The 23,838-nt window shown below is 70.1% G+C and carries 25 protein-coding genes and 1 pseudogene; 15 read left to right on the top strand and 11 right to left on the bottom strand.

Annotation, left to right across the window (positions count from 1 at the left end):
- Positions 1–27: 27 nt before the first annotated feature.
- Complete coding sequence (pnuC, locus tag EDF53_RS01705) at positions 28–693, bottom strand: nicotinamide riboside transporter PnuC (RefSeq protein WP_123291957.1); 666 nt, start codon at positions 691–693, stop codon at positions 28–30.
- Between the two features lie 356 nt (positions 694–1,049).
- On the opposite strand from pnuC, the gene EDF53_RS01700 reads away from it, so the two are divergent.
- The 6 genes from EDF53_RS01700 (at position 1,050) to EDF53_RS19120 (ending at position 4,580) form a co-directional block, all read left to right on the top strand.
- Complete coding sequence (locus tag EDF53_RS01700; RefSeq protein WP_123291956.1) at positions 1,050–1,604, top strand: alternate-type signal peptide domain-containing protein; 555 nt, start codon at positions 1,050–1,052, stop codon at positions 1,602–1,604.
- A gap of 151 nt (positions 1,605–1,755) precedes the next feature.
- On the top strand, positions 1,756–2,352 hold the full coding sequence (locus EDF53_RS01695) for a TasA family protein (protein ID WP_123291955.1): 597 nt from the start codon (positions 1,756–1,758) through the stop codon (positions 2,350–2,352).
- Positions 2,349–3,233: a hypothetical protein gene (locus EDF53_RS01690; RefSeq protein WP_123291954.1), complete on the top strand. Its 885-nt coding sequence runs from the start codon at positions 2,349–2,351 to the stop codon at positions 3,231–3,233. The genes EDF53_RS01695 and EDF53_RS01690 overlap by 4 nt, the downstream gene beginning before the upstream one ends.
- Positions 3,230–3,883 (top strand): signal peptidase I, encoded by a 654-nt coding sequence (locus tag EDF53_RS01685; protein WP_260215166.1) that lies wholly within the window; start codon positions 3,230–3,232, stop codon positions 3,881–3,883. The genes EDF53_RS01690 and EDF53_RS01685 overlap by 4 nt, the downstream gene beginning before the upstream one ends.
- An 11-nt stretch (positions 3,884–3,894) precedes the next feature.
- Positions 3,895–4,422 carry a hypothetical protein gene (locus EDF53_RS01680; RefSeq protein WP_148058247.1) on the top strand — a complete coding sequence of 176 codons (528 nt, stop codon included), beginning with the start codon at positions 3,895–3,897 and terminating at the stop codon, positions 4,420–4,422.
- A 17-nt stretch (positions 4,423–4,439) separates the two neighbouring features.
- Positions 4,440–4,580, top strand: a complete 141-nt coding sequence (locus tag EDF53_RS19120) for a hypothetical protein (RefSeq protein ID WP_185020900.1) — start codon at positions 4,440–4,442, stop codon at positions 4,578–4,580.
- Here EDF53_RS19120 and EDF53_RS01675 read toward each other — a convergent pair.
- Positions 4,574–5,422 carry an ornithine carbamoyltransferase gene (locus tag EDF53_RS01675; RefSeq protein ID WP_123291951.1) on the bottom strand — a complete coding sequence of 283 codons (849 nt, stop codon included), beginning with the start codon at positions 5,420–5,422 and terminating at the stop codon, positions 4,574–4,576. The two genes, EDF53_RS19120 and EDF53_RS01675, sit on opposite strands and share 7 nt — an antisense overlap.
- Before the next feature lie 166 nt (positions 5,423–5,588).
- Between EDF53_RS01675 and EDF53_RS01670 the strand changes: the two genes are divergently transcribed.
- On the top strand, positions 5,589–6,095 hold the full coding sequence (locus tag EDF53_RS01670) for a hypothetical protein (protein ID WP_148058246.1): 507 nt from the start codon (positions 5,589–5,591) through the stop codon (positions 6,093–6,095).
- A 6-nt stretch (positions 6,096–6,101) separates the two neighbouring features.
- On the opposite strand, the gene EDF53_RS01665 is transcribed toward EDF53_RS01670, so the two are convergent.
- On the bottom strand, positions 6,102–6,779 hold the full coding sequence (locus EDF53_RS01665) for a DUF402 domain-containing protein (protein WP_123291949.1): 678 nt from the start codon (positions 6,777–6,779) through the stop codon (positions 6,102–6,104).
- A gap of 76 nt (positions 6,780–6,855) precedes the next feature.
- On the opposite strand from EDF53_RS01665, the pseudogene EDF53_RS19800 reads away from it, so the two are divergent.
- From EDF53_RS19800 to EDF53_RS01650, 4 genes and pseudogenes are all read left to right on the top strand, one after another.
- Positions 6,856–7,092: pseudogene (locus EDF53_RS19800) on the top strand (ATP-binding cassette domain-containing protein); the annotation flags it as partial.
- Positions 7,093–7,108: 16 nt separating this feature from the next.
- On the top strand, positions 7,109–7,873 hold the full coding sequence (locus EDF53_RS19575; RefSeq protein WP_260215165.1) for an ATP-binding cassette domain-containing protein: 765 nt from the start codon (positions 7,109–7,111) through the stop codon (positions 7,871–7,873).
- A complete protein-coding gene (locus tag EDF53_RS01655) occupies positions 7,863–8,696 on the top strand; it encodes an ABC-2 family transporter protein (RefSeq protein ID WP_123291948.1) in 834 nt (277 codons plus the stop codon). The genes EDF53_RS19575 and EDF53_RS01655 overlap by 11 nt, the downstream gene beginning before the upstream one ends.
- Positions 8,689–9,537, top strand: a complete 849-nt coding sequence (locus tag EDF53_RS01650; RefSeq protein ID WP_123291947.1) for an ABC transporter permease — start codon at positions 8,689–8,691, stop codon at positions 9,535–9,537. Before EDF53_RS01655 ends, EDF53_RS01650 begins: the two co-directional genes overlap by 8 nt.
- Before the next feature lie 56 nt (positions 9,538–9,593).
- Here EDF53_RS01650 and EDF53_RS01645 read toward each other — a convergent pair whose 3' ends face one another.
- Together EDF53_RS01645 and EDF53_RS01640 are read right to left on the bottom strand one after the other, a co-directional pair.
- The gene (locus tag EDF53_RS01645) at positions 9,594–9,773 is read right to left on the bottom strand and encodes a hypothetical protein (RefSeq protein ID WP_131845817.1); all 180 of its coding nucleotides are present in this window, start codon (positions 9,771–9,773) and stop codon (positions 9,594–9,596) included.
- A gap of 109 nt (positions 9,774–9,882) precedes the next feature.
- Complete coding sequence (locus tag EDF53_RS01640; protein ID WP_185020897.1) at positions 9,883–11,931, bottom strand: acyltransferase family protein; 2,049 nt, start codon at positions 11,929–11,931, stop codon at positions 9,883–9,885.
- Positions 11,932–12,150: 219 nt separating this feature from the next.
- Here EDF53_RS01640 and EDF53_RS01635 point away from each other — a divergent pair, with 219 nt between their 5' ends.
- The 4 genes from EDF53_RS01635 to EDF53_RS01620 are packed head-to-tail and all read left to right on the top strand — an operon-like array spanning position 12,151 to position 16,392.
- Complete coding sequence (locus EDF53_RS01635) at positions 12,151–12,513, top strand: hypothetical protein (RefSeq protein WP_123291944.1); 363 nt, start codon at positions 12,151–12,153, stop codon at positions 12,511–12,513.
- A gap of 38 nt (positions 12,514–12,551) precedes the next feature.
- The gene (locus EDF53_RS01630) at positions 12,552–14,027 is read left to right on the top strand and encodes a cryptochrome/photolyase family protein (protein ID WP_123291943.1); all 1,476 of its coding nucleotides are present in this window, start codon (positions 12,552–12,554) and stop codon (positions 14,025–14,027) included.
- A gap of 29 nt (positions 14,028–14,056) precedes the next feature.
- Positions 14,057–15,376 (top strand): GNAT family N-acetyltransferase, encoded by a 1,320-nt coding sequence (locus tag EDF53_RS01625; RefSeq protein WP_148058245.1) that lies wholly within the window; start codon positions 14,057–14,059, stop codon positions 15,374–15,376.
- 38 nt (positions 15,377–15,414) lie between these two features.
- Positions 15,415–16,392 carry a squalene cyclase gene (locus EDF53_RS01620; RefSeq protein WP_123291941.1) on the top strand — a complete coding sequence of 326 codons (978 nt, stop codon included), beginning with the start codon at positions 15,415–15,417 and terminating at the stop codon, positions 16,390–16,392.
- Between the two features lies 1 nt (position 16,393).
- On the opposite strand, the gene EDF53_RS01615 is transcribed toward EDF53_RS01620, so the two are convergent.
- The 6 genes from EDF53_RS01615 to EDF53_RS01590 form a co-directional block, all read right to left on the bottom strand.
- Positions 16,394–17,392, bottom strand: a complete 999-nt coding sequence (locus EDF53_RS01615; protein WP_123291940.1) for an ABC transporter permease — start codon at positions 17,390–17,392, stop codon at positions 16,394–16,396.
- A complete protein-coding gene (locus EDF53_RS01610; protein ID WP_123291939.1) occupies positions 17,389–18,324 on the bottom strand; it encodes an ABC transporter permease in 936 nt (311 codons plus the stop codon). The genes EDF53_RS01615 and EDF53_RS01610 overlap by 4 nt, the downstream gene beginning before the upstream one ends.
- A complete protein-coding gene (locus EDF53_RS01605) occupies positions 18,321–20,063 on the bottom strand; it encodes an ABC transporter ATP-binding protein (RefSeq protein WP_123291938.1) in 1,743 nt (580 codons plus the stop codon). Before EDF53_RS01605 ends, EDF53_RS01610 begins: the two co-directional genes overlap by 4 nt.
- A complete protein-coding gene (locus EDF53_RS01600) occupies positions 20,060–21,724 on the bottom strand; it encodes an ABC transporter substrate-binding protein (protein ID WP_185020896.1) in 1,665 nt (554 codons plus the stop codon). The genes EDF53_RS01605 and EDF53_RS01600 overlap by 4 nt, the downstream gene beginning before the upstream one ends.
- A gap of 217 nt (positions 21,725–21,941) precedes the next feature.
- Positions 21,942–22,853: a cation-transporting ATPase gene (locus EDF53_RS01595; protein WP_260215162.1), complete on the bottom strand. Its 912-nt coding sequence runs from the start codon at positions 22,851–22,853 to the stop codon at positions 21,942–21,944.
- Positions 22,854–23,358: 505 nt separating this feature from the next.
- Positions 23,359–23,823: a DUF2510 domain-containing protein gene (locus tag EDF53_RS01590; RefSeq protein WP_123938488.1), complete on the bottom strand. Its 465-nt coding sequence runs from the start codon at positions 23,821–23,823 to the stop codon at positions 23,359–23,361.
- Between the last annotated feature and the right edge of the window lie 15 nt (positions 23,824–23,838).

Here is a 23,838-nt window from a genome sequence, read left to right as displayed (position 1 = left end):
GCGTGGGCGGGCCGTTCAGCCGGGTCGTCAGCCGACGGTGACGGGGGCTGCCGGGGGCTTCACCCGCTGCTTCGCCCAGACGAAGAAGCCGGTCAGCGTGAAGACGCCGTAGAAGACGTACATGAGACCCGACGCGTAGTACCCGGCCGAGAACAAAAGCGGGACACCGACCAGGTCGACCGCGACCCAGATGAGCCAGAACTCGACCCAGCCCTTCGCCATGCCGTAGGTGGCGAGCAGCGAGCCGACGAAGATCCACGCGTCACTCCACACCGGCTCGTACGACCCGAGGGCGCGGAACACCGGGGTGAGCAGGGCGGTCCCGCCGACCATGCCGACGACCAGCAGGACGCGCGTCCGCCACGACGCCCAGTGCGGTTCGATCACGGTGGACGTGTCGTCGGGCCGGTGGGTCCAGCGGTACCAGCCGTAGATGCTCACGATGATGAACATCACCTGGCGGCCGGCCTGGCCGAGCAGGTTGACGGGGTTCGGGGTGTCGAACAGTGCGCCCATGAAGACGGTGAACAGGAGCGCGTTGCCGACCAGCCCGACGGGCCAGGCCCAGACCTTGCGGCGCATCCCGCCGAGCGCGCTGAGCAGCCCGAAGACGTTGCCGATCACCTCGCGCCAGAGCACCGTCTGGTCGCCGATGACGATCTGCGCGTCGAACAGCCAGCGCACGATGCCCATGGGCCCTCCTCGTTTCCGGTCGGTGCAACGGTCGGGGGACGTCCGGCATTCCGGTGGTGATCGGGGTACAAACATGTCCTCCACAGGGTGGACAAAAATCACCCCCGTTTTGGGTCCATGCGAAAGCATGTTCCTACTTGTCCGCACTTTGGGGGACGAGTACCGTCGTCATCAGAGCGAGTCCAGCCCGCCCGAGCAGCAGATCTGCGCTCCGGAGCCCGGCGACCGCTCTCGGCAAAGGTCAGCCGCGACCCCTCACCCGCGAGGTCGATGACACCGTCCCACCGGCACGACGACCCGAATCACGAGCCGGTGGAATCCAGTGCGCCCCGAACGCACAGAACGGACCCGCCACCATGCACAAGATCGTCACTGGCGCCATCGCCGGCGCAGCCGGCATCGCCCTCCTCCTCGGTGGAGCAGGCACCTTCGCCCTCTGGAACGCCAGTGCCTCCAGCGCCGCGTCCTCGGTGAGCTCCGGCACGCTGACCCTCAGCGCGAACAACGACGGCGCCTGGACGGACATCACGAACGGCCGCTCGACCGCGATCAACCCCACCACCGCCCTGATGGTGCCGGGCAACACGTTCCAGTTCACGCAGACGCTGAACATCGGTGCGACCGGCCAGGACCTCAAGGCGAACCTGACCTACGCCAGCCAGTCGATCACCGGTGACTCCGCACTCCTCGCCGCGACGCAGAAGACCCTCGCCGTGACGTCCTCGAGCGCCACCGTCGTGCAGTCCACGTCGAACGCGAACACCTTCGTCGTCTCGCCGTCGGCGTCGACCTCGACCGTCAAGGTCGTCTTCACGATCACGCTGCCGTCCTCGGCGACGACCGGGCAGAACGGGTCGATCAACGTCGGCGCCCTGGCCTTCACGCTCACCCAGACCGCGATCGGTTCCTGATCCACCGATCGCACTGACGCGGGCCACGACCGGCCCCTGATCCGCCGGTCGTGGCCCGTGCTGGGCCCTTGTGGCCCGTCTGGGCCCTTGTGGCCCGCCTGGGCCCTTGTGGCCCGCACCAGCAGAGGCTCACGAGCACCAGGGGACGCACATGACCGGGACACCGAGGACGACGGGCCGCCACCGCGCGGCACGACGCCACCGGTGGATCCTGCCCGTCGCGCTCGCCCTGGTCGTCGCCGTCGCTACGGCGCTCCTCGGCGTCGGCGGGACCTACGCCCTCTGGAACGGCACCGCCAGCACCGCGGCCACCACCGTGAAGTCCGCGACCGCGACGATCACCGTCGGCACCCTGTCGACGATGAACACCACCGTCCTCGGACCGGGTACCGGAGTCACCGGCACCTTCGCCGTGAAGAACACCGGTTCGATCCCACTGTCGATGCGCGTCGCCACGACGTCCACGAACGTCGCCTACGCGACGAACGCGTCGTCGGCGGCCGTCCTCGGCGAGCTGACGCTCCGTCTGACCAACGTGTCATCGGCTGCGGCCTGCACCGCCGGGCTGTCCGGCGCGAGCGGCCGTCTCGCCGCCTTCGACACCGGTAGCGGTTCGTTCACGCTCCAGCCCGGTGCGAGCACCGTCGGCTGTGTCGAGCTGGTCCTCGACGCCGACGCGCCGCAGAGCGTGTCCGGCGCCGTCACCGACTTCACCCTCACCGTCACCGGAACGCAGGTCTCCGCATGAACCGCCGTCTCCGGCTCGTCGTCGCCGTGCTGCTCACCGCCGTGTTCGTCGGCGGTGGGTCGAGCGCCGCCTGGGCACTGTGGAGTGCGTCCGGCACCACGGCCTCGAGCGTCACGATCGGCAAGGTCTCCGCGTCGATCGCCGGCACGAGCGCGCTGACCACCACCTTCTCGTCCACGGTGACGTCGGTCACGAAGCCGATCACGCTCACCAACTCGGGCTCCATCGCCGGCACCGCGATGACCACCGTGTCCGTCGTCTCCGGCAGCTCGACGGCGCTCGCGCAGGCGGTCACCGTCGTCGCGTGGCCCGTCGCCACGACCGCGGCGTGCACGACGAACACCGCGGTCGGCAGCGGCTCGGTCACCGGCACCTGGGCGTCACTGCCGAGCATGACGTCCAAGCTCGCCGCCGGCGCCTCGGCCATCTGGTGCACCCGCAGCACGCCCAAGTCCTCGGCGCCGGCATCCGCCACGGCCAACGTGAACGTGAACCTCACCGTGGCGAGCGGCAGTTGGACGTCGGGCGTCGTGCAGGGAGGCTTCTACTTGAACACCTCCGCAGCGGAAGCAGCGCTGACCTGCAACGACCACAGCGGCAACTACGTCGACGTCACCTGGGACGCCGCAGGCCGCCCCAAGGAGACCTGGTACGCCGCCTACGTCGGGACCACGCCGGTCGGACAGAAGGCCCAGGACTACTCGGCGTTCATCACCATCGCCCCGAGCGACATCCCGGCGAGCGCGGGTACCTCCGGCACGCTCACCGTCACCGTCAAGGTCCTCGACAGCGCCGGCAACCCGACCTCGACCGTCGCCGGGAGCGGCCCGGTCACGCTCTTCACGCAGAACAACGGCGCGGCGATCCGGTGCGGCGCGTGACCCGCGCGGCGGCTCGTCCCGAACGTGCGGAGCGCTCCGGTGGGCGTGCGGTCGTGCACGCCGTCGTCCTCGGTCTCAGCACCGGGCTGCTCCTGCTCGTCGCGGCCCTCGCCGTCGTGCTCATCGTCGTCCCCAAGGCCACCGGGTCGATGCCGCTGACGGTCCTGACCCAGTCGATGGAGCCGACGCTGCCCCCGGGCACCCTGCTCGTCGTCCGCCCGACCGCCGTCGACGACATCGAGGTGGGCGACGTCGTCACCTACCAGATCGTCTCCGGCCAGCCGGCCGTCATCAGCCACCGCGTGACCTCGGTGTCCTCGTCGTCGAACGGCGAACGCACCTTCGTGCTCAAGGGCGACAACAACGCGAAGGCGGACCCGCACCCCGTCACCGCCGCGCAGATCCGGGGCGTCGTCTGGTACAGCATCCCCGAGATCGGAGTCGTCAACCAGCTCGTCAACGGGTCGCGGAGCTGGCTCATCCCGACCGTCGCCGGGGTCCTGCTGGCCTACGGCGGTGTGATGATCACCATCGGGACCGTCACGGCCGCCCGCCGACGACGGTCGACGGCCGAGCACGGGCGACGTGCGACGACCGGTCACGGGCGCCGCAGCGCATCGCACCGGGGCTCGGGGCAGGCCCCGGTCTAGGCTCGGTGGACGTGACCGACGGAGTGCAGCGAGCGCGCAAACTGCTCGACGACGCCGCACGCCGGCTCCGCGCCGCCGGGGTGCCGGACGAAGCGCTCGGCGAGTACGTGCAGCCGAAGGCGGTGCTCGGCATCCGCCGCGAAGCGACCATGCGGCCCCTCGGCCGTGTGTGGCGGGTCGGTGCGCTGCTGATCGGCTCGTCGCTCGAGTCCGGCGGTCGGGTCTGGGCCACCGGGGCGATCACCCGGGTCACCGATCCGGGCCGGGCGCAGTTCCAGTCGGTCTCCGCCGAGGTCCGTCGGGCCTACCGCGCGGCTGCGGCGAAGGGACACTTCACGGCCGGCGACACCGTCAACCACGGCGCCACCGCGATCGCGTTGGACGGGACGCTCGTCGGCTCGACCGGGGTGCTCTTCATCGAGGACGACGTGCCGCTCGTCCGCTGGTCACCGGCCGCGGGTTCCGCCGTCCCGCTCGCCGACTACCTGGCCGATCGCGTCGGATTGCTCGTCGAACCGCCACGGGGTGCGACCGACTGACCCGCTATCGTGACGGCATGGACGGACAGCAGCCGCGCGAACGAAGCAACCCCTGGTGGGCGGTGCTGCTCGTCTTCATGTTCGGGGGCGTGCTGTCGCTGGTCGCCGGCCGGATGCTGCCCTGGCAGGACCAGGATCGCCAGGACCCCGACTACTGACGGCTGGCGGAGCCGCCCGACGGTCCGAGACCGAGGCAGAACGCCATCACTGCTTGCTGCACCGGGAGCAGTGCGGCCTTGAACCCGTGCCCGACGAACGCGGGGTGTTCCACGGCATCGGCGCTGACCTCACGGCCACGCACGAACGGCGGACACGGGTCGAAGCGGGCTCCCGTCGGCGCGAGGTCGAGGAGCGCCGCGGTGATCCGGTACGACTCGAGGGCGTCGGCGTGCGCTCCGGGGCCGTCCGTCAGGATCACGTCCGCCGACCGCACGGCAGTCTCGAGGTCGTCGGTCCATGCAGCGCCCGGCGTTGCGAGGCCGGCCGGGCAGCATTGGACCAGGTCGAGTCGCAGGACTCGAGCAGCTTCCTGCCATGCCCTGGCGATGTTGCCGTCCGCCCCGACGAAGAGGAAGCGGAGCGACGAGATCTCCCCACGCTGCCGCAGTGCGTAGAGGTCGGAGAGGACCTCGCACGGGTGGTTCTCGTCGGTCATGGCGTTCACGACAGGCAGCGCATGCGCGGCAACCAGTCCCTCGATGACGGCGAGGTCACGGTGACGCACCACGATGATGTCGACCCAGTTGACGAGGTACCGGGCGACGTCTGCCAGCGCCTCTGGCTTGTCGAGCGTCGTGTCCGGGAACACGATCGGACCGAGCCCCATCAGCGAAGCACCCTGCTCGAACGTCACCCTGGTTCGCAGACTGGTCGGCGGGAAGAACATGGCTGCCGACCCCGCCGTCACCGGTCCCCGGCCGTGCTGGTACGCGTCAGCAAGCTCGAAGACCGCATGGACGTCGGACGGAGACCAGTCATCGAGCTTGGCGAGAGAACGCATCCCACCACCGTAGGGACTGTCAGAGCGCCTTCCTGGACCGGGACGGCGTCAGCCTCAGACGAACTCGTCGTGAAGGTACGGCTCCGATGCGTCGCACCCCGTCACGAGCACGACGCCAGAACGGGAGGGTGCGGGAGCGGTCGGCGTGCACGACACTGTGATCGACATGATTGCCTCGTCTGTGCACGACCACCTTCGCCGCCGCCGATGGAGCAGCATCATCGGGCTGACGCTCGTGATCGTGGTGTCGCTCACCGCCTGCTCCGGCCGTGCGACGCCGGTTGACGACGTCGAGGTCGCTTCCGCCTGGATGGAGAACGTCCAGGATCGGTGGGCGGACCAGCCCGGCGAACTCGGCGCTGGTGCCGGGACCAACGACGCGTCGAGTCGGCTGTCCCTGGGCGTCGCAGACGGCGGCGAGCGCGCACACGTCCGCGTGTCCGTCGCCTGCCAGGGACACGGAACCATCCGCATGGCCGTCTGGGGCGGTCGCATCGCCGACGGCGCTGACACCGGCAGGGAGCTCGCGGCGCGCTCGGTCCAGTGCGGCCACGACGAAGACCTCTACGTCGTGACCTCGGCCGACTCGATCACCATCGGGCCCACGTCGGGCGACTCGACCGTCAGCTGGTACGCCGCCGCCTACGCCGACCTCGCGGCGCAGACGCACTGAGCGGAGCTAGCGGACGGCATCCCACCCTGCGTGCACCTGCGGGGCAGACCAGTTCGGGTCCGGCACCCACCGCGACCAGTCGGTCTCGAACGGGAACGAACCCGCGTGCACGGCCGCGGTGGCATCCTCGCCGGTGCGTTCGATCATCGCGCGGTCCGCTTCCGTGACCAGGCCCTCGTCCGTGTAGAACGCGAGTTCGTCTTCGTCCTTGTTCCGAATCGACCAGCGGCCCGCATCGTCTCGGGTCGCGATGACGTCGAGGGTCCAGTCCTGGCTGTCGAAGCCGACGGAGGTACGCACCCATGGCAGCTCGAGGTTGACGTACCAGTCCGGCAGCCACTGCGTCCCGTCGTGCCAGCGCCACACCGACCACGCTGCGCCCCTCGGGTGCACGCGGACCACGGTCGCTCCGAACCAGCTGTCCTCGACGTAGGAGCCGTCCCAGTCCGAGGGGAGGACGAGCCGCGCGTTCGGTCCGCTGCCGGTACCGGCCCGGCGACGGACCGCGGACCCGAGCGGACTCGCGACCACCGCGACGTCGTCGTCGTCCACGAGGACTCGACCCGCGACGGCGAAGGCGACGGTCCGACCGTGCGAACCGAGCGTGTGCAGACTGCGGAGGACCACGGATTCACCGGCGCGGAACGGTTCGCTCCGCACGTCGTTCGCAACATCGTCGTGCATCCGGTGATGCTCTCACAGCGGCGTCGGGCGATGTCGGTTCCTCGCCACTGGGGGCTTTCTTCGATACGTTGGACGAATGTCGCTCATCGTCGCCGACAGTCTGGTCAAGGAGTTCTCACGCCCCGTCCGGGTGCAGGGTGCGTTCTCGGGTTTGCGGAACCTGTTCACCACGAAGACGATCACGAACCGGGCCGTTGACGGCGTCTCGCTGTCGATCGAGCCGGGCGAGATCGTGGGCTACCTCGGCCCGAACGGCGCCGGGAAGTCGACGACGATCAAGATGCTGACAGGTGTGCTCGTCCCCACGAGTGGCGAGGTCCGAGGTCCGAGTGAACGGTGTCGTGCCGTGGAAGGACCGTTCGGCGAACGCACGCACCATCGGTGCGGTGTTCGGGCAACGCACGCAGTTGTGGTTCGACCTGCCGCTCCGAGACTCGTTCGACGTCCTCGCGAAGCTCTACGGCGTCGCCCCGTCGGCGTACAGACGCACGCTCGACGAGTTCGTGGACCTGCTCGACCTCGGGTCCTTCATCGACCGGCCGGTCCGGACGCTCTCCCTCGGACAGCGGATGCGTGGGGACCTCGTCGCGGCGATGCTGCACGAGCCGCCGGTGCTGTACCTCGACGAGCCGACCGTCGGGCTCGACGTGGTCGCCAAGGCACGCATCCGCGAATTCGTCCGGGAGCGCAACCGCACCGCTGGCACGACGGTCATGCTGACCACCCACGACATCGGTGACGTGGAGCAGTTGTGCCGTCGTGTGGTGATCATCGACGACGGTCGGATCCTGTTCGACGGTGACATCGACGCGCTCCGCCGGGCGTACCTGCCACACCGAACCCTGCGCGTCGAACTGTCCGGGCCGGAGCCGCGCGATTGGTGGGGTGAGGGCGTCGAGCGAGCAGGGACGCACGAGCACGGTGATGCGCACCTCCTCGACCTCCGGTACGACCCGACCGAGGTGTCCACCTCGACCGCGATCGCCCGGACCACGGCCGCGCTGCCGATCGCGGACCTCACGGTCCACGAGCCGGAACTCGAGGACGTGATCACCGAGATCTACACGGCACGCTCGGTGCGCCGTGTCGGCTGACGTCCTGGAGGCCCGCGACCGGCCCGCCGGCCCGCTCGCGGTCCGCCTCGCGTTGGTCGGGCAAGGGCTGCGCTCCGTCCTTGTCTTCCGCGCCGATGTCCTCGTCGGCACGGTGAGCACGGTGATGCGGGTCGTCCTCGTGATGCTCGTGTGGAACGCGGTCTACGGCGACCGCACCTCGGTGAGCGGCGTCGACCGTGCCGACGCCGTCGGGTACGCGGTCCTCGGCGCCCTGTTCGCCGTCGTGTTCCAGCCGTGGCAGTTCTCGTCGCTGAACCGACGGGTGCGCGACGGCAATGTGGTGTTCGACATCATGCGGCCGGTCGGGCTGATCACGCAGACCGTCGCCGCGCAGCTCGGCAGCTCCCTCGCCAACGTGCCGAAGGCGATCGTCGGGCTCGCCCTGGCGCTGCTGCTCGGAGCGGTTCCCGCTCCGAGCACCTGGTGGCAGACCCTCGTGTTCGTGCTCAGCGCCGTCCTCGGTCTGGTCATCGCGATCCAGTGCAACCTCATCGTCGGGCTGACCGCGTTCTGGACCACCGACGTCGGCGGCGCCTACATGATCTACAGCATGGCGGCGGCGTTCTGCTCAGGCTCGCTCATCCCGCTGTGGTTCATGCCGGACGGCCTCGCCGCGGTGCTCCGTGTGCTGCCGTTCAGTGCGCAGATCTTCACCCCGCTCTCGATCTGGTTCGAGCGGACGCCGGGCTGGAACGTCCTCGGTGAGCTCGCCCTGCAGGCCGGTTGGATCGTCGCGCTCGCGTTCGCCGCCCACCTGGTGTGGTTGCGCGCCCTGCGGAGGACGGTGATCAACGGTGGCTAACATCGGACGCACGGTCGCCCCGGGGACCGCCACCGAGCCTCCCGGCTGGTTCCGCCAGTGGCGGATCCTGCTCGCCGCGGCGTTCCGGCAGTCCCTCATCTACAAGGGCAACCTGATCCTGATGATGGCGGGCAGTGCGGCCCTGCAAGGGACGCAGCTGCTGTTCATCGGCGTCCTGCTCGACCGGTTCGGCGTCATCGCCGGCTGGTCGACGGCGCAGATCGCTTTCCTGTACGGGCTGCGGCTCACTGCACACGGCGTCGGGACGGTGTTCTTCGGACAGCACCTGGCGACCGACATGGTGATCCGCGAGGGCGAGTACGACCGCTTCCTGCTCCGCCCCGTACCACCGCTGATCCAGCTGCTGACCAGGTGGTTCAACCTGGGCACCCTCGGCGACCTGGTGCTCGGGCTCGGGATCCTCGTGGCCGCCATCACGCTCGCGCCGATCGACTGGACGCCCTGGCTGGTCGCACTCACCGTGGCGGCCGCGATCGGTGGCGGTCTGCTCGAGGCCGGGCTGCAGATCGGTCTCGCAGGGCTGTCGTTCCGGCTGGGATCCACCCGTGACCTCAAGGTCAGCGTCGACAACACGCTCACCGACTTCGGGGCCTACCCGCTTCCCGTGTTCGGTCCCGCGGGCGTCTTCGCGCTGACGTTCGCGCTGCCGCTGGCGTTCATCGCGTACCTGCCTGCGACCGTCGTGCTCGGCAAGACCGACGAGCTGCTGGTCCCGACGTGGCTCGCTGACATCGCACCCATGGCCGGGCCGCTGATGCTCGCATTCGGATGGTGGTTCTTCATGCGGCAGTCCCGGCACTACACGAGCCCCGGGGCCTGACGCCCCTTGTAGCCGGGGACGTCCTCCTTCGCTTCGCTCGCTCGCCTGCGAGAGCCTCAGAAGTACATGCGCCCCCGCGCGATGTCGGACTCAGCCTGCCGAAGGGCTTCAGCGACTTCGGGGTCGCTCCCCTCGTACCGCGCCGCCCGAGAGCCGAAGTTGGTGTACCGGTGCATGACGAACCACAGCACGAGGAGCACAGCCAGGACCACGCCGGTTCCGATCCACCACCACATGCGGGCAGCGTAGGTGCGACCGATCGCGGGTGCAACCATTGCGAAGCGCCGTTGACGCTCAGGGGCAAGCCGTCGGCAAGAACGGGGCTTCCTCCGCCGGCGGTTCCGATCAAGATCGCATCGCCGTCAACGCGGCGTCGATCTCGTCGCCGAGGTACGGCGCGAGTGTCGTCGCGAACGTGTTCGTCAGGTGTGTCTGGTCGCGGTAGACGAGTACGCCGCCGATCACGGCGGGGCAGACCGTGTCGGTGCAGTACGAGTCCGTGAGGTCGACGAGACGGGCAGCGCCGTGCACGCGGTCGACGGCCTCCGCGGATCCGTCGAACCGTGCGAGGGCGTCGGCACGCGAAGAGTCGCAGGCTGGGGTGGTCGGTCCCGACATCTGACCGACGCACGCAACGACATCGGGGCGTGCTGCAGGGTTGTCGCGGAGCGCGATGATCGGGATACCGGCTTCGGCGGCGGCGCTCCATCCTGTGACGAGTCCGTCGACGACCGTCTGCTCGTCCGTGCTCCCCTCCGGCACCACGACCGGGCCGTTACCGCTCGAGTGCGTCACGATCACGCCGTCCAGGTCGGGGTGTGACCGGAGGTGGTCCATGGCGTTCTGCTTCCAGCCGGTGCACGCGTTGACCTGGCGTCTGGACCCCGCCTGCTGCTCGGCAGTCGTCAGGTAGCAGCTCTGGTGACCGGCGACGTCGATGCGCCAGTTGCGCTGCTCCGCGATCCGCGCGTAGGCGTCCACCAGCACGTTGTTGTGCGAGTCACCGATCGCGATGAGGTGCTTCGAGTACCCGGTGGTCGGACCGAGGGAACACACTCGGAACGTGCTCGAGTCGTTCGACCAGCAGGCTGATCGGTTGGCGTCGTCGGCGACCGCGTTCGCTGCGGACGGCACGCGGACGTCGGCGAGGGCTGGGTTCACGCACGGGTCGGCCGAAGCGATCTCCGCCGCGGCTCCGAAGCACGCGACGTTGCCGGAGCCGAGGCGCTCCGCCAGCAGCGCTGTCCGGACCTGCTGGACGTGGAGGGCCGTGAGCGAGGTCGCGCCCAGCGCCACCACGACCAGGGTGCTCAGCACCCCGTAGACCGCAACCCGGCGGGGTCGGAGGCGCCGGACGCGCGCGGAGAACCGGAGCGGCTCCTCGACGAGCAGGGTGGTGGCCGCGCCGAGGGTCAGCGCACCGACGACGATCACGACCTTGTCCAGCGTGGTCGCTTCGTGGCGCGTGACGATCGGCAGGAGGACGATCGCGGGCCAGTGCCAGAGGTAGACGGCGTACGAGATCCGACCGGTGAAACGGACAGGGGCGACATGACCGACCAACTCGAGTCCCGAATGCGAACCGAGAAGCACGACCAGCGTCGCGGACACGACCGGCAGCACCGCCGCGATGCCCGGGAACGGCGTCGCAGCGGTGATGGCGAACAGCGAGACGACCAGCCCGCCGGCACCGACCCAGGCAACGATCGCCCGGGTCGTCCGCGTCCCACTCGACCGCGGCACGCCCAGGGGAATCGTCGCGGCGAGTCCGCCGAGTGCGAACTCCCACGCTCGCGTCGCCGTCGAGAAGTAGGCAATCCCGGACGCGGTCCCGGTCTGCACGATGCTCCACGTCAGCGAGAGCACCACGACGACGCCGAGCACGACGCGGGTCACGACGACCGGGTCGGCTTGTGCTCGGCGTGCGCGGTGCGCGAACCACAGGACCCCGAGCAGCAGCAGGGGCAGCGCGATGTAGAACTGCTCCTCGACCGACAGTGACCAGAAATGCTGGAACGGGGACGCGCCGTTGCCCTCGGCGAGGTAGTCCACCGAATCGGCCGCGAGCTGCCAGTTCTGGACGTAGACGGCCGAGGCGATGAGCTCCCGGCCGTACTGCCCCCAGAGCGCGCTCGGCACCCAGAGGAGGACCGCGACCCCAGTGGCGACGAGCGTGAGGAAGGCGCCGGGGAGCAGTCGTTTCGCACGACGAGCCCAGAACCCGGCGAGAGCGATCCGGCCGGTCGCGGAGACCTCGCGGAGCAGGTGCCCGGTGATCAGGAAGCCCGAGATCACGAAGAAGACATCGACACCGATGAAACCGCCGGGAAGCCTCGTCGGCCACAGGTGGTACAGCAGCACGGCGAGGACCGCGAACGCGCGGAGCCCCTGCACGTCCCACCGCGTGCTGTCCGCCGCAATGCCACGGCCTGTACGGCGCCCTCGCCGAGTCCGCGACGCCACGGTGATCCCAGCCATCACGAGGAGTCTACGAGCTCACACCCGCACATCGGGCTCCGCTTGTGGCAGATGCCGCAGAGCGGAACTGTCGCGCGACCGGGCTCGTCCCCATCGCCGACGGAACTGAGCCCCGACAGAACCTAATCTTGTCGGATGCTCTCCCGACGCGACGCCGCCGTTCGACTCGACATCACCCTCGAGATGGCGACCCACCACGGAATCCCCTCGCGTCTCAGCGAAGCCGAACTCGACGCGATCGAACAGGATCCGCCCGCGTGGCTCGTGCAGTCCCGAGCGAACCGCACGGGCGCCAAGAAGGTCTGGGTCCGTCTCGAGTGCGTCGTCTGCGCGTTCGCGGAAGAAGCACGGCCGAAGAAGTGGTGGCCCGAGTGGGACTACCTGATGTGCGACTACCACGAGCCGTACCAGGCGCCGGAACCGACTGCGGGGCTCACCCGGCGTGAGGTCGAGGGCATCGGCAGCCGGTTCATCGCCCTCGTCGACGAACGCCCCTGACTGACAGCTCCACCCCACTCGCTGGGTACGGTCCACCCATGCCCTCCGAACGTCGTCGCCTGGTCCTCCCCGGCCAGTACGGCCCCCTGTTCGACGACGGCGGTCCCGCGCTCGTCGTCGAGGCACGCGAGTTCTTCAACGCTCGCCCCGTCCACCGGGCGAAGGCCCACCTCTGGTTGAGTGCCCTGCGCCACCGCGTCCACGAACTCGGTGACCGTGCCGAGCACGTCCAGGTCGACACCCTCCGCGAGGCGTTGACCGGCCGCGACGACCTCGAGGCGATCGATCCACCGTCCCGTACCCTCCGCGCGCAGATCCGGCACTGGGGCCGGGGCACCGTGATCCTTCCGAGCCGCGGGTTCGTGACCGACGAGGACGAGTTCGCGGAGTGGGCGGCGCAGGGCACGGGTCGGTTCCGCATGGAGGACCACTACGAGCGTGTCCGGCGCCGTGAGGGCTGGCTGCTGCGCGACGGCAAGCCGATCGGTGGGAAGTTCAGCCTCGACGACCAGAACCGTCAGCCGCCGCCGAAGGGCGCGACGATCCTCGGGCTGCCCGAGCCCTGGTGGCCGGACGAGGACGACGTCGACGACCAGGTGCGGCACGACCTGGACCGGTGGGAGCGGGACGGCACCGCCCGGTTCGTCGGCCGGGACGACACCCGGCGGTTCGCGGTGACGGCGGACGAGGCCCAGCGTGCGCTCGACGACTTCGTCGCGGTGCGCCTCGGCGACTTCGGGCCGTTCGAGGACGCCACGTTGACGAACGACTGGACGATGGCGCACTCGCTCCTCAGCGTGCCGATGAACCTCGGGGTGCTCGATCCGCGGCAGGCGATCGACGCCGCCCTCGAAGCGCACCGCACCGAGGCCGCCCCGCTCGCCAGCGTCGAGGGCTTCGTCCGCCAGGTCGCTGGGTGGCGCGACTACGTCTGGCACCTCTACTGGTGGTTCGGCGACGACTACGGCGCATCGGAGAACGCCCTCGGCGCGCACGGACGACTCCCCGACTGGTGGCGGGAACTCGACGCGTCGGAGATCGACGCCGTCTGCGTGCGGACCGCGATCGAGGGCCTGCACGACCACGGCTGGCTGCACCACATCCAGCGCCTCATGGTGCTCGGCAACTGGGCACTGCAGCGCGGCTACGACCCGGTGCACCTGACCGAGTGGTTCACCGACGTGTTCGTCGACGGCACCGACTGGGTGATGCCGGCGAACATCATCGGCATGTCCCAGCACGCCGACGGCGGCATGGTCGCCACGAAGCCGTACACGTCGGGCGGTCGCTACATCGACCGGATGTCGGACCACTGCGGGGGCTGCCGGTTCGACCCGACGAAGCGGGTCGGCGACGACGCGTGCCCGTTCACGGCCGGGTACTGGGCGTTCCTGTCGCGCGTCGAACCGGCGCTCCGCGACAACCACCGGATGGCCCGTCCGCTGCAGCAGATGCGGTCGCTGGCGGACCTCGACGAGGTCGTCGCGCAGGAGGCTCGTCGCACCACGCCGTGACGTCACCCGGTCCCGATAGGGTCGTGAGCGTGAGCAACGAGGCATTCGACGACCGCTACGAGCTGCGCGAGTTCGCGCCCGGGACGGATGACGAGGGGGCACCGAACGCCGAGACCGGATCGTGGATGCAGGCCGTCGGCCTCGGCTTCCACGAAGCCGATCCAGACGCCGAAGGTGCAGCGCGCATGGCGTCCCACTTCATCGCCGACGAGGAGACCTTCCTGGGCGTCTACGTCCGGAAGCCCTTCCCCGGTTCCGTCGACGAGACCTGGCCCGCAGGCACCTTCACGTGGTTCCGCAAGGCGCTGAGCTGGGGCGACGGGTCGTCCGTCGACACGCAGGCCATCTCCGCGGTCACGGTCCGGCCCACCGAGCGTCGCCGCGGCATCCTGCGCCGCATGATGACGCACGCGCTCGAGCGCGGTGTCGCCGAGGGCTACGCCGTGGCGTCGCTGACCGCATCCGAGGGCACGATCTACCGCCGCTTCGGCTTCGGCAGCGCGATCCGCGAGCGCGCGGTGCGCGTGCGTCGCGAACGCGCACTCCCCCTCCTCGCCCCGACGTCGGGCTCGGTGTCCGTCGTCACGCCGCAGTGGCTCGCCGACGGCCCCGGCAAGACGGTCTTCGAGCGCTTCCACACCCGCACGCCCGGCTCGATGGTCCGCAACGCCGGCACCTGGCCGATCGTCTTCGGGCTGCTCGGCAACGACGGCCAGAAGGCGAAGGACGTCCGTGCGGCGGTGCACCGTGCCGACGGCTCCGACGAGGTCGACGGCTACGTCACCTGGCGTGTCAAGGAGGACCGGGGTTCCGACACCGCACTCGAGATCGTCGACCTGGTCTACGCGAACGACCAGGCGTACACGGCGCTGTGGGAGTTCCTGCTGTCGATCGACCTGAACGACGTCGTGAAGTACAACCGCTCGCGGCTCGATGACCCGATCGTCGCGGCCCTCGGCGACAACCGTGCCTACGACGTCGATCACGAAGAGGACCACGTCTGGCTGCGCGTCCTCGACGTGGCCGCGGTGCTCGAGTCGCGGCCGTTCGCCGTCGACGGCTCGCTGACACTCGCGGTCACCGATGCGCTCGGCCACACGACCGGCACGTACCGGCTGGACGTCCAGGAGGCCCGTGGCAGCGTCACCCGCATCGCCGACGACGCCGACGCGGCCGGTTCCGACGTCCAGCTCGACGTGGCAGAGCTCGGTGCCCTGCTCATCGGGTCGGTCTCGCCCGTCACCCTGGCGGCCGCCGGCCTGGTCCGCGCTGCGGACACCGCGTCGATCGAGCTGCTGCGCGCGATGCTCCTGCCCCCTCGGACCCCGCACGGCATCACCTACTTCTGATCCACCGCGCGTGCGCCGCACGGCGTAGCCTCCGCGCCATGAGCGACGACGCGGTGGTCGAGTGGCTGCTCGACTCGGACCCGGCGGTCCGGTGGCAGGTCGAGCGTGACCTGACCGGTGCGCCGCCGTCGGTGTGGCAGCAGACCCGGGCACGGGTCGCGACCGAGGGCCTCGGGGCGGCGATGCTCGCACACCAGGACCCTGACGGGCAGTGGGCCGGCGGCGCGTACTTCCCGGCGGACTTCGACTTCGACGGTCCCGAGGCGGGCGAGCCCGGGCAGCCCTACACGGCGACGACCTGGTCGCTGAACGCCCTGCGCGACTGGGGGCTCGACTCCGCGGTCCTCGGGGACACGGCCGCCCGGCTCGCGACGAACAGCCGCTGGGAGTACGAGGACCTGCCCTACTGGAGCGGCGAGGTCGACTGCTGCATCAACGCCTTCACCCTGGCGAACGGCGCCTGGCTCGGTGCCGACGTCGGGCAGCTGGCGGACTGGTTCCTCGACCACCAGCTCGACGACGGCGGCTGGAACTGCGAGTGGATCGAGGGGTCGACGGTGTCGTCGTTCCACTCGACCCTCAACGTGATCGAGGGGCTCCTGCAGCACGAGCAGCTGACCGGCGGCACCCACCCCCGCGCGGCGGAACTCCGAGCGGCTCGACTCCGCGGCACCGAGTACCTGCTCGAACGACGGCTGCTGTTCCGGAAGCACGACGGCGAGCTCGTCGGGCCGTGGGCGACCCGGTTCGCGTACCCGCTGCGCTGGATCTACTCGGCGCTCCGGGTCACCGACCACCTGCGGGTTGCTGCGCTGCAGGACGGTACCGCGCCGGACGCCCGGGCGGCCGAGGCGATCGAGGTCGTCCGTGCCGCCAGGAACGACGACGGGACGTGGACCCAGGGAACGCGGCCGCCGGGTCGGCAGTGGTTCGAGGTCGACGTCCCCGAGGGCGAGCCGTCGAAGTGGCTCACGCTCCACGGCACCCGCGTGCTGCGCTGGTGGGACGCCACCTGAGCTACGCCCGGCGCCGCACCCGCGGGTCGACGAACGCGTAGACCACGTCGACGATCACGTTCGCCGTGACGATCAACAGCGCCGAGAACAACGTGAAGCCGACGACGACCTGCAGGTCGAGGGTGTGCACGGCGTCGATGAGCAGCGCGCCGAGGCCCTGCATCGAGAACACCTTCTCGGTGATGACCGCACCGCCGAGCAGCGACCCGAGGTCGAGCCCGAACAGCGTCACCACCGGCAGGATCGCGGTGCGCAGTCCGTGCCGCACGACGACCTGGCGCTCGCGCAGGCCCTTGGCCCGAGCGGTCCGGACGAAGTCCTGCGACATCGACTCGAGCATCTCGCCACGGGTCAGGCGCGCGTAGATCGCGGCGCTGATGAACGCGAGCACGCACCACGGCAGGATCAGGTGGGTGAACCACCCGACCGGGTCGTCGGTGAACGCGACGTACCCGCTCGTCGGCAGGACCCCGAGCACGAACCCGAACAGCAGGATGCCGAGCAACCCGATCAGGTACGCCGGCGACGAGACCCCGGCGACCGCGACGGTCATCACGGCCCGGTCGACGAACGTGCCGCGACGGAGCGCCGAGACCGCTCCGCCGAACACCCCGGCGACGAGCCACAGCACGGCGGCGCCGACGGCGATCGACGCGGTGACGGGCAGCCGGGACAGGATCAGGTCGGTGACGCTCTCGTGCAGCTGGAACGAGTACCCGAAGCACGGTGCGGCGCAGGTGATCACGGATGCGCCGCTGCCGAACGTGCGGCCGGTGAAGATCCCCGCCAGGTAGGCGCCGAACTGCGCCAGCCACGGCTTGTCGGTGCCCAGGAACGCCTGCACCTCACGCAGCCGGTCCGGCGTGCAGGGCTTGTCGCAGATCGCCCGCGCGGGGTTCGTCGGCAGCAGCATGAACAGTGCGTAGGTGATCGCGGCGACGACGAGCAGCACGACGGCTGCACCGAGGACTCGGATCGCGATGAAGCGGAAGGTGCTCATCGGCGTGCTCCTCTCGGGTCGAGGGCGTCACGCAGGGCGTCGCCGAGCACGTTGAACGCGAGGGTGATGAGGAACAGTGCCACTCCGGGGAACACGAGGTACATCGGGTCGGTCTGCACCCAACCGACGGCGTCGCCGATGCTGCGGCCCCACGAGGGCGTCGGCGGGGTCACGCCGACCGCCAGGAACGACAGCGCGGCTTCGGCGCCGATCATCGACGGGATCGAGATCGTCGCGTAGACGGTGATCGTCGCCGCCAGGTTCGGCAGCAGCTGGGTGCGGATGACGTGCCACCGGCCAGCGCCCATCGCCGTGGAGGCGACGACGTAGTTCCGACTGACGAGCGACAGTGTCTGGCCGCGGACCACGCGGGCGACGGACGGCCAGCCGAAGAACCCGATGACGAGCACGACCAGGACGGGCTTCGGGAACGACGTCGGCACGATCGCGGTCAGGGCGATCATGAAGACGAGCGACGGGAAGCCGAAGATCACGTCGACCACCCGGGAGAGCACGCGGTCGTACCAGCCGCCGAAGAAGCCGGTGGTGACGCCGACGAGCACCCCGATGACGATCGACAGGAAGGTCGCGGCGAGTCCGATGCCGAGCGACGTCCGGGCACCGTACGTCACGATCGCGAACAGGTCGCGACCCGTCAGCGGCTCGACGCCGAACCAGTGCTCGGCGCTGATCCCCCCGCCGAAGCCCTTCGGCGCCCCGAACGAGTTGAGCGCGTCGATGTCGTACCCGTACGGGTCCTGCCCGGTGACGGCACTGATGAGCGGCGCCGCGACGGCGACCACGAGGAACACGACGATGACGACGGCCGAGGTCACGGCCCATCGGTCCTGCCGGATGCGGCGCACCACGGCGCGGAAGCCGGTGGTGCGTCCGGACGAGGCCACGGGGCGCTCGACGACGTTGGCGGTCACGAGGCCACTCCTTCCCAGGCGCGCCAGGCTTCGCGGCGGGCCGCCTGTCGCACGGGATCGGCGACGGGCGCCGCTGCGAGCAGCATGCGCGTGTAGTCCTGCTGCGGGTCGTCGAGCACGGCGTCCGTGGTCCCTCGCTCGACCACGCGACCGTGGTGCAGGACGACGACCTCGTCAGCGAGCTGCCGGACGACCGCGAGGTCGTGGCTGATGAGGAGCATGCCGAACCCGAACTCGTCCTGCAGCTGCGCGAGCAGGTCGAGCACGGCCGCCTGCACGGTCACGTCGAGTGCCGATGTGGGCTCGTCGGCGATGACGAGCGCCGGACGGAGCGCCAAGGCCCGCGCGACGGCGACGCGCTGGCGCTGCCCGCCGGAGAGCTGGTGCGGGAACCGCTCGGCCCACGACGGGTCGAGCTGCACGGCGGTCAGCAGTTCACGGACGCGTTCCGCACGATCGGCCGCCGAGGCCGTCCCGTGCACGAGCAACGGCTCGGCGGTGCTCCAGCCGATGGTCTGCCGCGGGTTGAGCGACGACGCCGGGTCCTGGAAGACGATGCCGACGCGGCTGCGGAGCTCGCGGAGCCGTCGGCCCCTGGCGGTCCGCAGGTCGCTGCCGTCGACCTCGACCGAGCCCTCGACGACGGGCACCAGGCCCGCCAGCGCACGTCCGATGGTCGACTTGCCGGACCCGGACTCCCCGACCAGCCCGACGGTCTCGCCGGCGCGCAGGTCCAGGTCGATGCCCGACACGGTCGGTCCGCCGCGGCGCGAGTACCGCACGGCGACGTCGCGCAGCTGCGCGACCGGCATCCGGGAGGCGCGACTCGCCTCCGCGAGACTCGCTTCGGTCGGACCGAAACTCGCGTTCGACGACACGGCGTGCGTCCCGGGGGCCGCGTCCTGTCGTCCAGGCCGAGTCTCGGGGTCCGCAGCCGGCGTGGCGGAAGCGGGACGGGCCTCCAGGGATGGCACGGCGGCGAGGAGCTCGCGCGTGTAGTCGGCGGACGGGTGCGCGAAGACCTCGGCGACCGTGCCGTGCTCGACGGGGTCGCCGCGGCGCATCACCAGGAGTTCGTCCGCGACGTCCGCCACCACACCCATGTCGTGCGTGATGAGCAGGACGGCCAAGGAGCGCTCGCGACCGAGTCGGCGGAGCAGGTCGAGGATCCCGGCCTGCACCGTGACGTCCAGCGCGGTCGTCGGCTCGTCGGCGATCAGCGCGACCGGGTCCCCGGCCAGGGCCATCGCGATCATGGCGCGCTGCAACTGCCCGCCGGACAGTTCGTGCGGGTAGGCCTTGCGGATCCGCTCGGGGTCGGTGAGGCCTGCGGCACGCAGCAGCTCGTCGACGCGCGCGGAGACCGCTGCACGGTCGAGGTCCGTCGGGTGCGCCCGGATCGCCTCGGCGACCTGCGTGCCGATGGACAGCACCGGCGTGAACGAGTTCATCGGTTCCTGGAACACGACGCCGATGCCGGCGCCGCGAACGGCACGGAGCGTGTCGTCGGAGGCGCCGACGAGCTCCTCGCCACGGAACCGGACGCTGCCGGAGACCCGCGCCTCGGGCGGCAGCAGGCCGAGCACGCTCATGGCGCTGACGGACTTGCCGGAGCCGGACTCCCCCACGAGGGCGAGCACACGACCGGGGGTCAGGGTGAAGGAGACGTCACGGACGACGGGCTCCGCGTCGCCGAACGCGACGTGGAGCCCCTCGACCTCGAGCAGCGGCGAACTCACTTCGCGAGCGAGACCTTGAGGTAGTTCGGGTACGCCGGGAAGTCCGCGATCTGGAAGTTCTGCACGTTCGAACCGGCCAGGAACGACTGCTTCGCGTAGGTCAGCGGGACGATCGGCGCGTCGGCCATGATCTTCTTGTCCGCTTCGACCCACAGCTTCTGCGCGTCCTGCTGGTCGACGGTGGCGCTGGCCTTCTTGATCAGCGCGTCGACCTCGGGGTTGCTGTACTTCGAGACGTTGTAGCCGCCGCCACCGATCTGCGACGAGTCGTAGAGCGGCTGGATGTTGGCGTTCGCGCTCGGGAAGTCCGGCTGCCAGCTGAACAGCGCCAGGTCGAAGTCGGTGCCGTCGGTCGTCGCGGTGTAGAACGAGTCCGCGTCGAGCGGCTTCAGCGTGACGGTGATGCCGGCGCGCTTGAGGCCGGACTGCAGCGCCTGCGCCTGGGCGAGGTAGGTCGGGTCGTTCTGGGTCGCCAGGGTCAGCTTGAGGTCGGACACGCCCGCGTCCTTGAGGAGCTGCTTCGCCTTCGCGACGTCACCGTTCGCGCCGGGCTTGTACAGGTCGTGGTCCTCGCGGCCCGCGATGCCCGGGGTGATGAGGGTCGTGGCGTACGAACCGGCGAGCGCGCCGCCCGCAGCGATCCGGTACGACTTCTTGTCGACGGCGTACTGCAGGGCCTGACGGACCTTGAGGTCCTTGAGCGATCCCTTCTGGGTGTTGATCGCCATGTAGTTGATCGGGCCGGCCTTCGACGTGGCGAGGCGGTCCTGGGCGGCGGGGTTGCTCCGCACCTGGTTCAGCTCGGCTGCGCCGAGGTAGCTCGCGCCGAAGGAGTCCTTCGCGTCACCGTTGTCGGCGATCAGCGTCTGCGTGACGGTCGACGGATCCTGGCTCTCCTTGAACACGACCTTCGACGGGCCGGCGGTGCGGACGTCGTCGGTCTTCGCGCTCCACTCCTTGTTCCGGACGAGGGTGATCTGCGAGCCCTGGGTGTTCGACTGCACCTGGTACGGCCCGGACGCGACCGGCTTGCTGTCGTACGCACCCGTGTCCGTGCCGTCGCCGTCGGGAACCGGAGCGAACGCCGGCATCGACACGAGCCACGGCCAGTCGCCGTACGCGGCGTTGAGCTTGAAGACGATGGTCGAGTCGTCAGGCGTCTCGATACTGTCGAGGGTCTTGCCGTCGAACGGGCCCTTGTAGTCCTCGCCACCGACCAGGAGCGACTTGTGGTAGCTCAGGCCACCGGTCAGGGTCGGCGCGAACGAGCGCTCGATGCCCCACTTGATGTCCTTCGTGGTGATCGGCGTGCCGTCCTGGAACTTCAGCCCGTCCTTCAGGTGGTACGTCCAGGTCTTGCCGCCGTCGCTCGAGTCGCCGGTGTTCGTCGCCAGGTCCGGCACGACCTTGGCGGCCTTGCCGGGCTCGACGTCCCACGCCGTCAGCCGGCGGAGCACCAGACCCAAGGTGGTGATGTTCAGGTTCTGGCTCGTCGCCGGGTCGAGGTGCACCGCGGTGGCCGTCGTCAGGATGTTGAGCGTGCCGCCCTTGGCCGTGCCGTCACCGTCGTCGGACGAGCTCCCACCCGAGCAGCCGGTCAGGACCAGGGCTGCTGCTGCGGCGACGGCCGCGGTGATCGTCAAGCGGTTCGGGCGTCTCATGACGGTGGTGCTCCTCGTGGGAAGGGTGGTGGCGACCGTGCTGCAGCCGCTGTGGTTGCACGGACCGGGTCGCCGGGCGGCGTCCATCCTGACACCGCGGCGGTCGCCCGTCCGAATCACACGTGCGACAGACGTCGTACGACGAAACAATCCAAGTCCCGTGCGACGTCCGTCTATTCCCGATGGATCTGCACCGAGTCCACCCGAGGGGCGTGGGTCAGCGGTCGAACAGGCCCCCGAGGAAGTCGTTGCCCAGGTTCGAGGCCTGCTCGCCGAGGCCCGACGCCTGCTCGCCGAGGCCGCCGAGGAGCTGCTCGCCCTCGCCCGCGATCCCCTCGAAGCCGCCGCCGAGGTCGGCACCGAGGTCGGCCAGTCCGAGGTCGCCGATGCCCGAGGCGATGCCGTCGAAGTCGACGCCGAGGTTCGCGGCCTCGGCGAGCACGGGCCCGGCTGCGGCGCTCAGCACCGCTCCCCCGGCGACCGCGACACCGATGCCGCCGAGCGCCATCGCGCCGGCGCCGACCGCGGCACCGCCGGCGAAGGCACCACCACGCCCGCGGCCGTTGCCGTTGCCGTTGCTCGAGCCGCCGAGGACGCGGCGGATCAGGCCCGGACGGCGGACCTCGCCGCGGGTCATCGCGCGCGCCATGCCGCCCGCCGAGTCGTCGCGCAGGTGCTCGTGCGGCGGGAGTTCGGAGTTCAGGCGGTTGCGCACCTGCTGCCGCTGCGCCGGGGTGAGGCGGGCGAAGGCGTCGTGGTGGACCTGCTCGAGCTGGTCCGGTGACGAGGTGCGGAGCAGGTAGTCGTACTTCGCGAGTGCGACCTTGTCCGAGTCGGCCGGACCGTGCGGCTGCGGCTGGCCGTACTGCTGCCGGGGTGCCTGCTCGTACTGCTGCCGGGGTGCCTGCCCGTGCTGCTGCTGCTGGCCGTACTGCTGCTGGGGCCGCTGCTGCTGGCTCCGGTCGTCGCCCGTCAGCCGGTCCGCTGCACCGCGGACGACGTCACGCCAGTCGGTCCCGCCAGCGCGCTGCGCTCCGTTGCCGGGCGCACCGTCCCCCTGCCCACGCTTCTGGAGCTGCTTGTCGATGACCTTCGAGGCCATGCCGAGGATGCGGTTGAAGTTCGCCATCCCCCGACCTTTGTGGATGCACATGTGCGCTCCCAGCGACGAACCGGCGGGTCGCCCGCACATCCGGCGGGAAACCGCTGTGAGCAACGACCGGAATGTCACCGGACAGTTCGTCGTAGGCTTGACCCGGTCGCGCCACCGCCGGAGCGCGATCCGGGCGAAAGCACGAAGCCCGGGACTGCGACAACAGTTCCGGGCTTCGATTTGCCTTCCGAGTGGAAAGCCAAGGGATGAACCAACCATCCCGAGTCCAACGCTCGGAACCGATGGTAGCCGAGCACGCTCGGCGACGCATCCCTTGGTCGAAGCTCCTCGTGTCAGCCGGCGACGACACCAGGAGGTCACCGATGTCGAACGACACCGATGATCGGTCCAGGCGTCGGGTGCCCTGGCTGGGGATCGCGAGCTTGCTCGTGACCGTGGTCAGGCTCCTGATCGACCTGTCCCGCAGGGACTGAGGACCCGGGTGTCCCGCATCGCGCTCAACGGTGCGGGACACCTGTCGTCACGCGAGCAGCTGTGCCGCTCGCACGACGAAGGCAGCCGACGCCGCCAGCCCGAGGATGACCGCTGCGAGTGATACTCCGAACCCGGTGATCCGTTGCCCGGTGAGCTGCCCGGCGCGTGCCAGACCGATCGCGCCGAAGACGATCCCCAGGATCCCGGGGATCGCGAACACGTTGACGATGAACCCGAGCAGCGCGAGGACCAGCCCGGCGTACCCGAACGGATTCGCTGCACGGGTCGCCCGGTCCTTGGCGATCCGGGCCTTCCGCCCTCGGAGCGGTTGCTCGGTGACGGCCGCGCGGTACTCCGACGGCGCGGGCGGGCGCGGTGCCGGCTCCCACTGTGGCGCGGGGACAGCTACAGCAGGTTGGGGTGCGAGTGCTCCCCAACGTGCTCCGTCCCACCACCGTGTGCGGTTCGAGTCTTGCGGGTCCGGGTACCACCCGGCGATCGGCAGCGTCACTGTGCTCCCCTCCGT

The organism is Curtobacterium sp. PhB78 (assembly GCF_003751685.1).
Classification (GTDB): domain Bacteria; phylum Actinomycetota; class Actinomycetes; order Actinomycetales; family Microbacteriaceae; genus Curtobacterium.
This window is presented reverse-complemented; position numbering and strand designations above follow the sequence as displayed.

Bases quoted from the DNA above. Each gene is read 5' to 3' on its own strand.
- pnuC (WP_123291957.1), bottom strand. From the start codon at position 693: ATGGGCATCGTGCGCTGGCTGTTCGACGCGCAGATCGTCATCGGCGAC.
- EDF53_RS01700 (WP_123291956.1), top strand. From the start codon at position 1,050: ATGCACAAGATCGTCACTGGCGCCATCGCCGGCGCAGCCGGCATCGCC.
- EDF53_RS01695 (WP_123291955.1), top strand. From the start codon at position 1,756: ATGACCGGGACACCGAGGACGACGGGCCGCCACCGCGCGGCACGACGC.
- EDF53_RS01690 (WP_123291954.1), top strand. From the start codon at position 2,349: ATGAACCGCCGTCTCCGGCTCGTCGTCGCCGTGCTGCTCACCGCCGTG.
- EDF53_RS19120 (WP_185020900.1), top strand. From the start codon at position 4,440: ATGGACGGACAGCAGCCGCGCGAACGAAGCAACCCCTGGTGGGCGGTG.
- EDF53_RS01675 (WP_123291951.1), bottom strand. From the start codon at position 5,422: ATGCGTTCTCTCGCCAAGCTCGATGACTGGTCTCCGTCCGACGTCCAT.
- EDF53_RS01670 (WP_148058246.1), top strand. From the start codon at position 5,589: ATGATTGCCTCGTCTGTGCACGACCACCTTCGCCGCCGCCGATGGAGC.
- EDF53_RS01665 (WP_123291949.1), bottom strand. From the start codon at position 6,779: ATGCACGACGATGTTGCGAACGACGTGCGGAGCGAACCGTTCCGCGCC.
- EDF53_RS01645 (WP_131845817.1), bottom strand. From the start codon at position 9,773: ATGTGGTGGTGGATCGGAACCGGCGTGGTCCTGGCTGTGCTCCTCGTG.
- EDF53_RS01635 (WP_123291944.1), top strand. From the start codon at position 12,151: ATGCTCTCCCGACGCGACGCCGCCGTTCGACTCGACATCACCCTCGAG.
- EDF53_RS01630 (WP_123291943.1), top strand. From the start codon at position 12,552: ATGCCCTCCGAACGTCGTCGCCTGGTCCTCCCCGGCCAGTACGGCCCC.
- EDF53_RS01620 (WP_123291941.1), top strand. From the start codon at position 15,415: ATGAGCGACGACGCGGTGGTCGAGTGGCTGCTCGACTCGGACCCGGCG.
- EDF53_RS01615 (WP_123291940.1), bottom strand. From the start codon at position 17,392: ATGAGCACCTTCCGCTTCATCGCGATCCGAGTCCTCGGTGCAGCCGTC.
- EDF53_RS01600 (WP_185020896.1), bottom strand. From the start codon at position 21,724: ATGAGACGCCCGAACCGCTTGACGATCACCGCGGCCGTCGCCGCAGCA.
- EDF53_RS01595 (WP_260215162.1), bottom strand. From the start codon at position 22,853: ATGGCGAACTTCAACCGCATCCTCGGCATGGCCTCGAAGGTCATCGAC.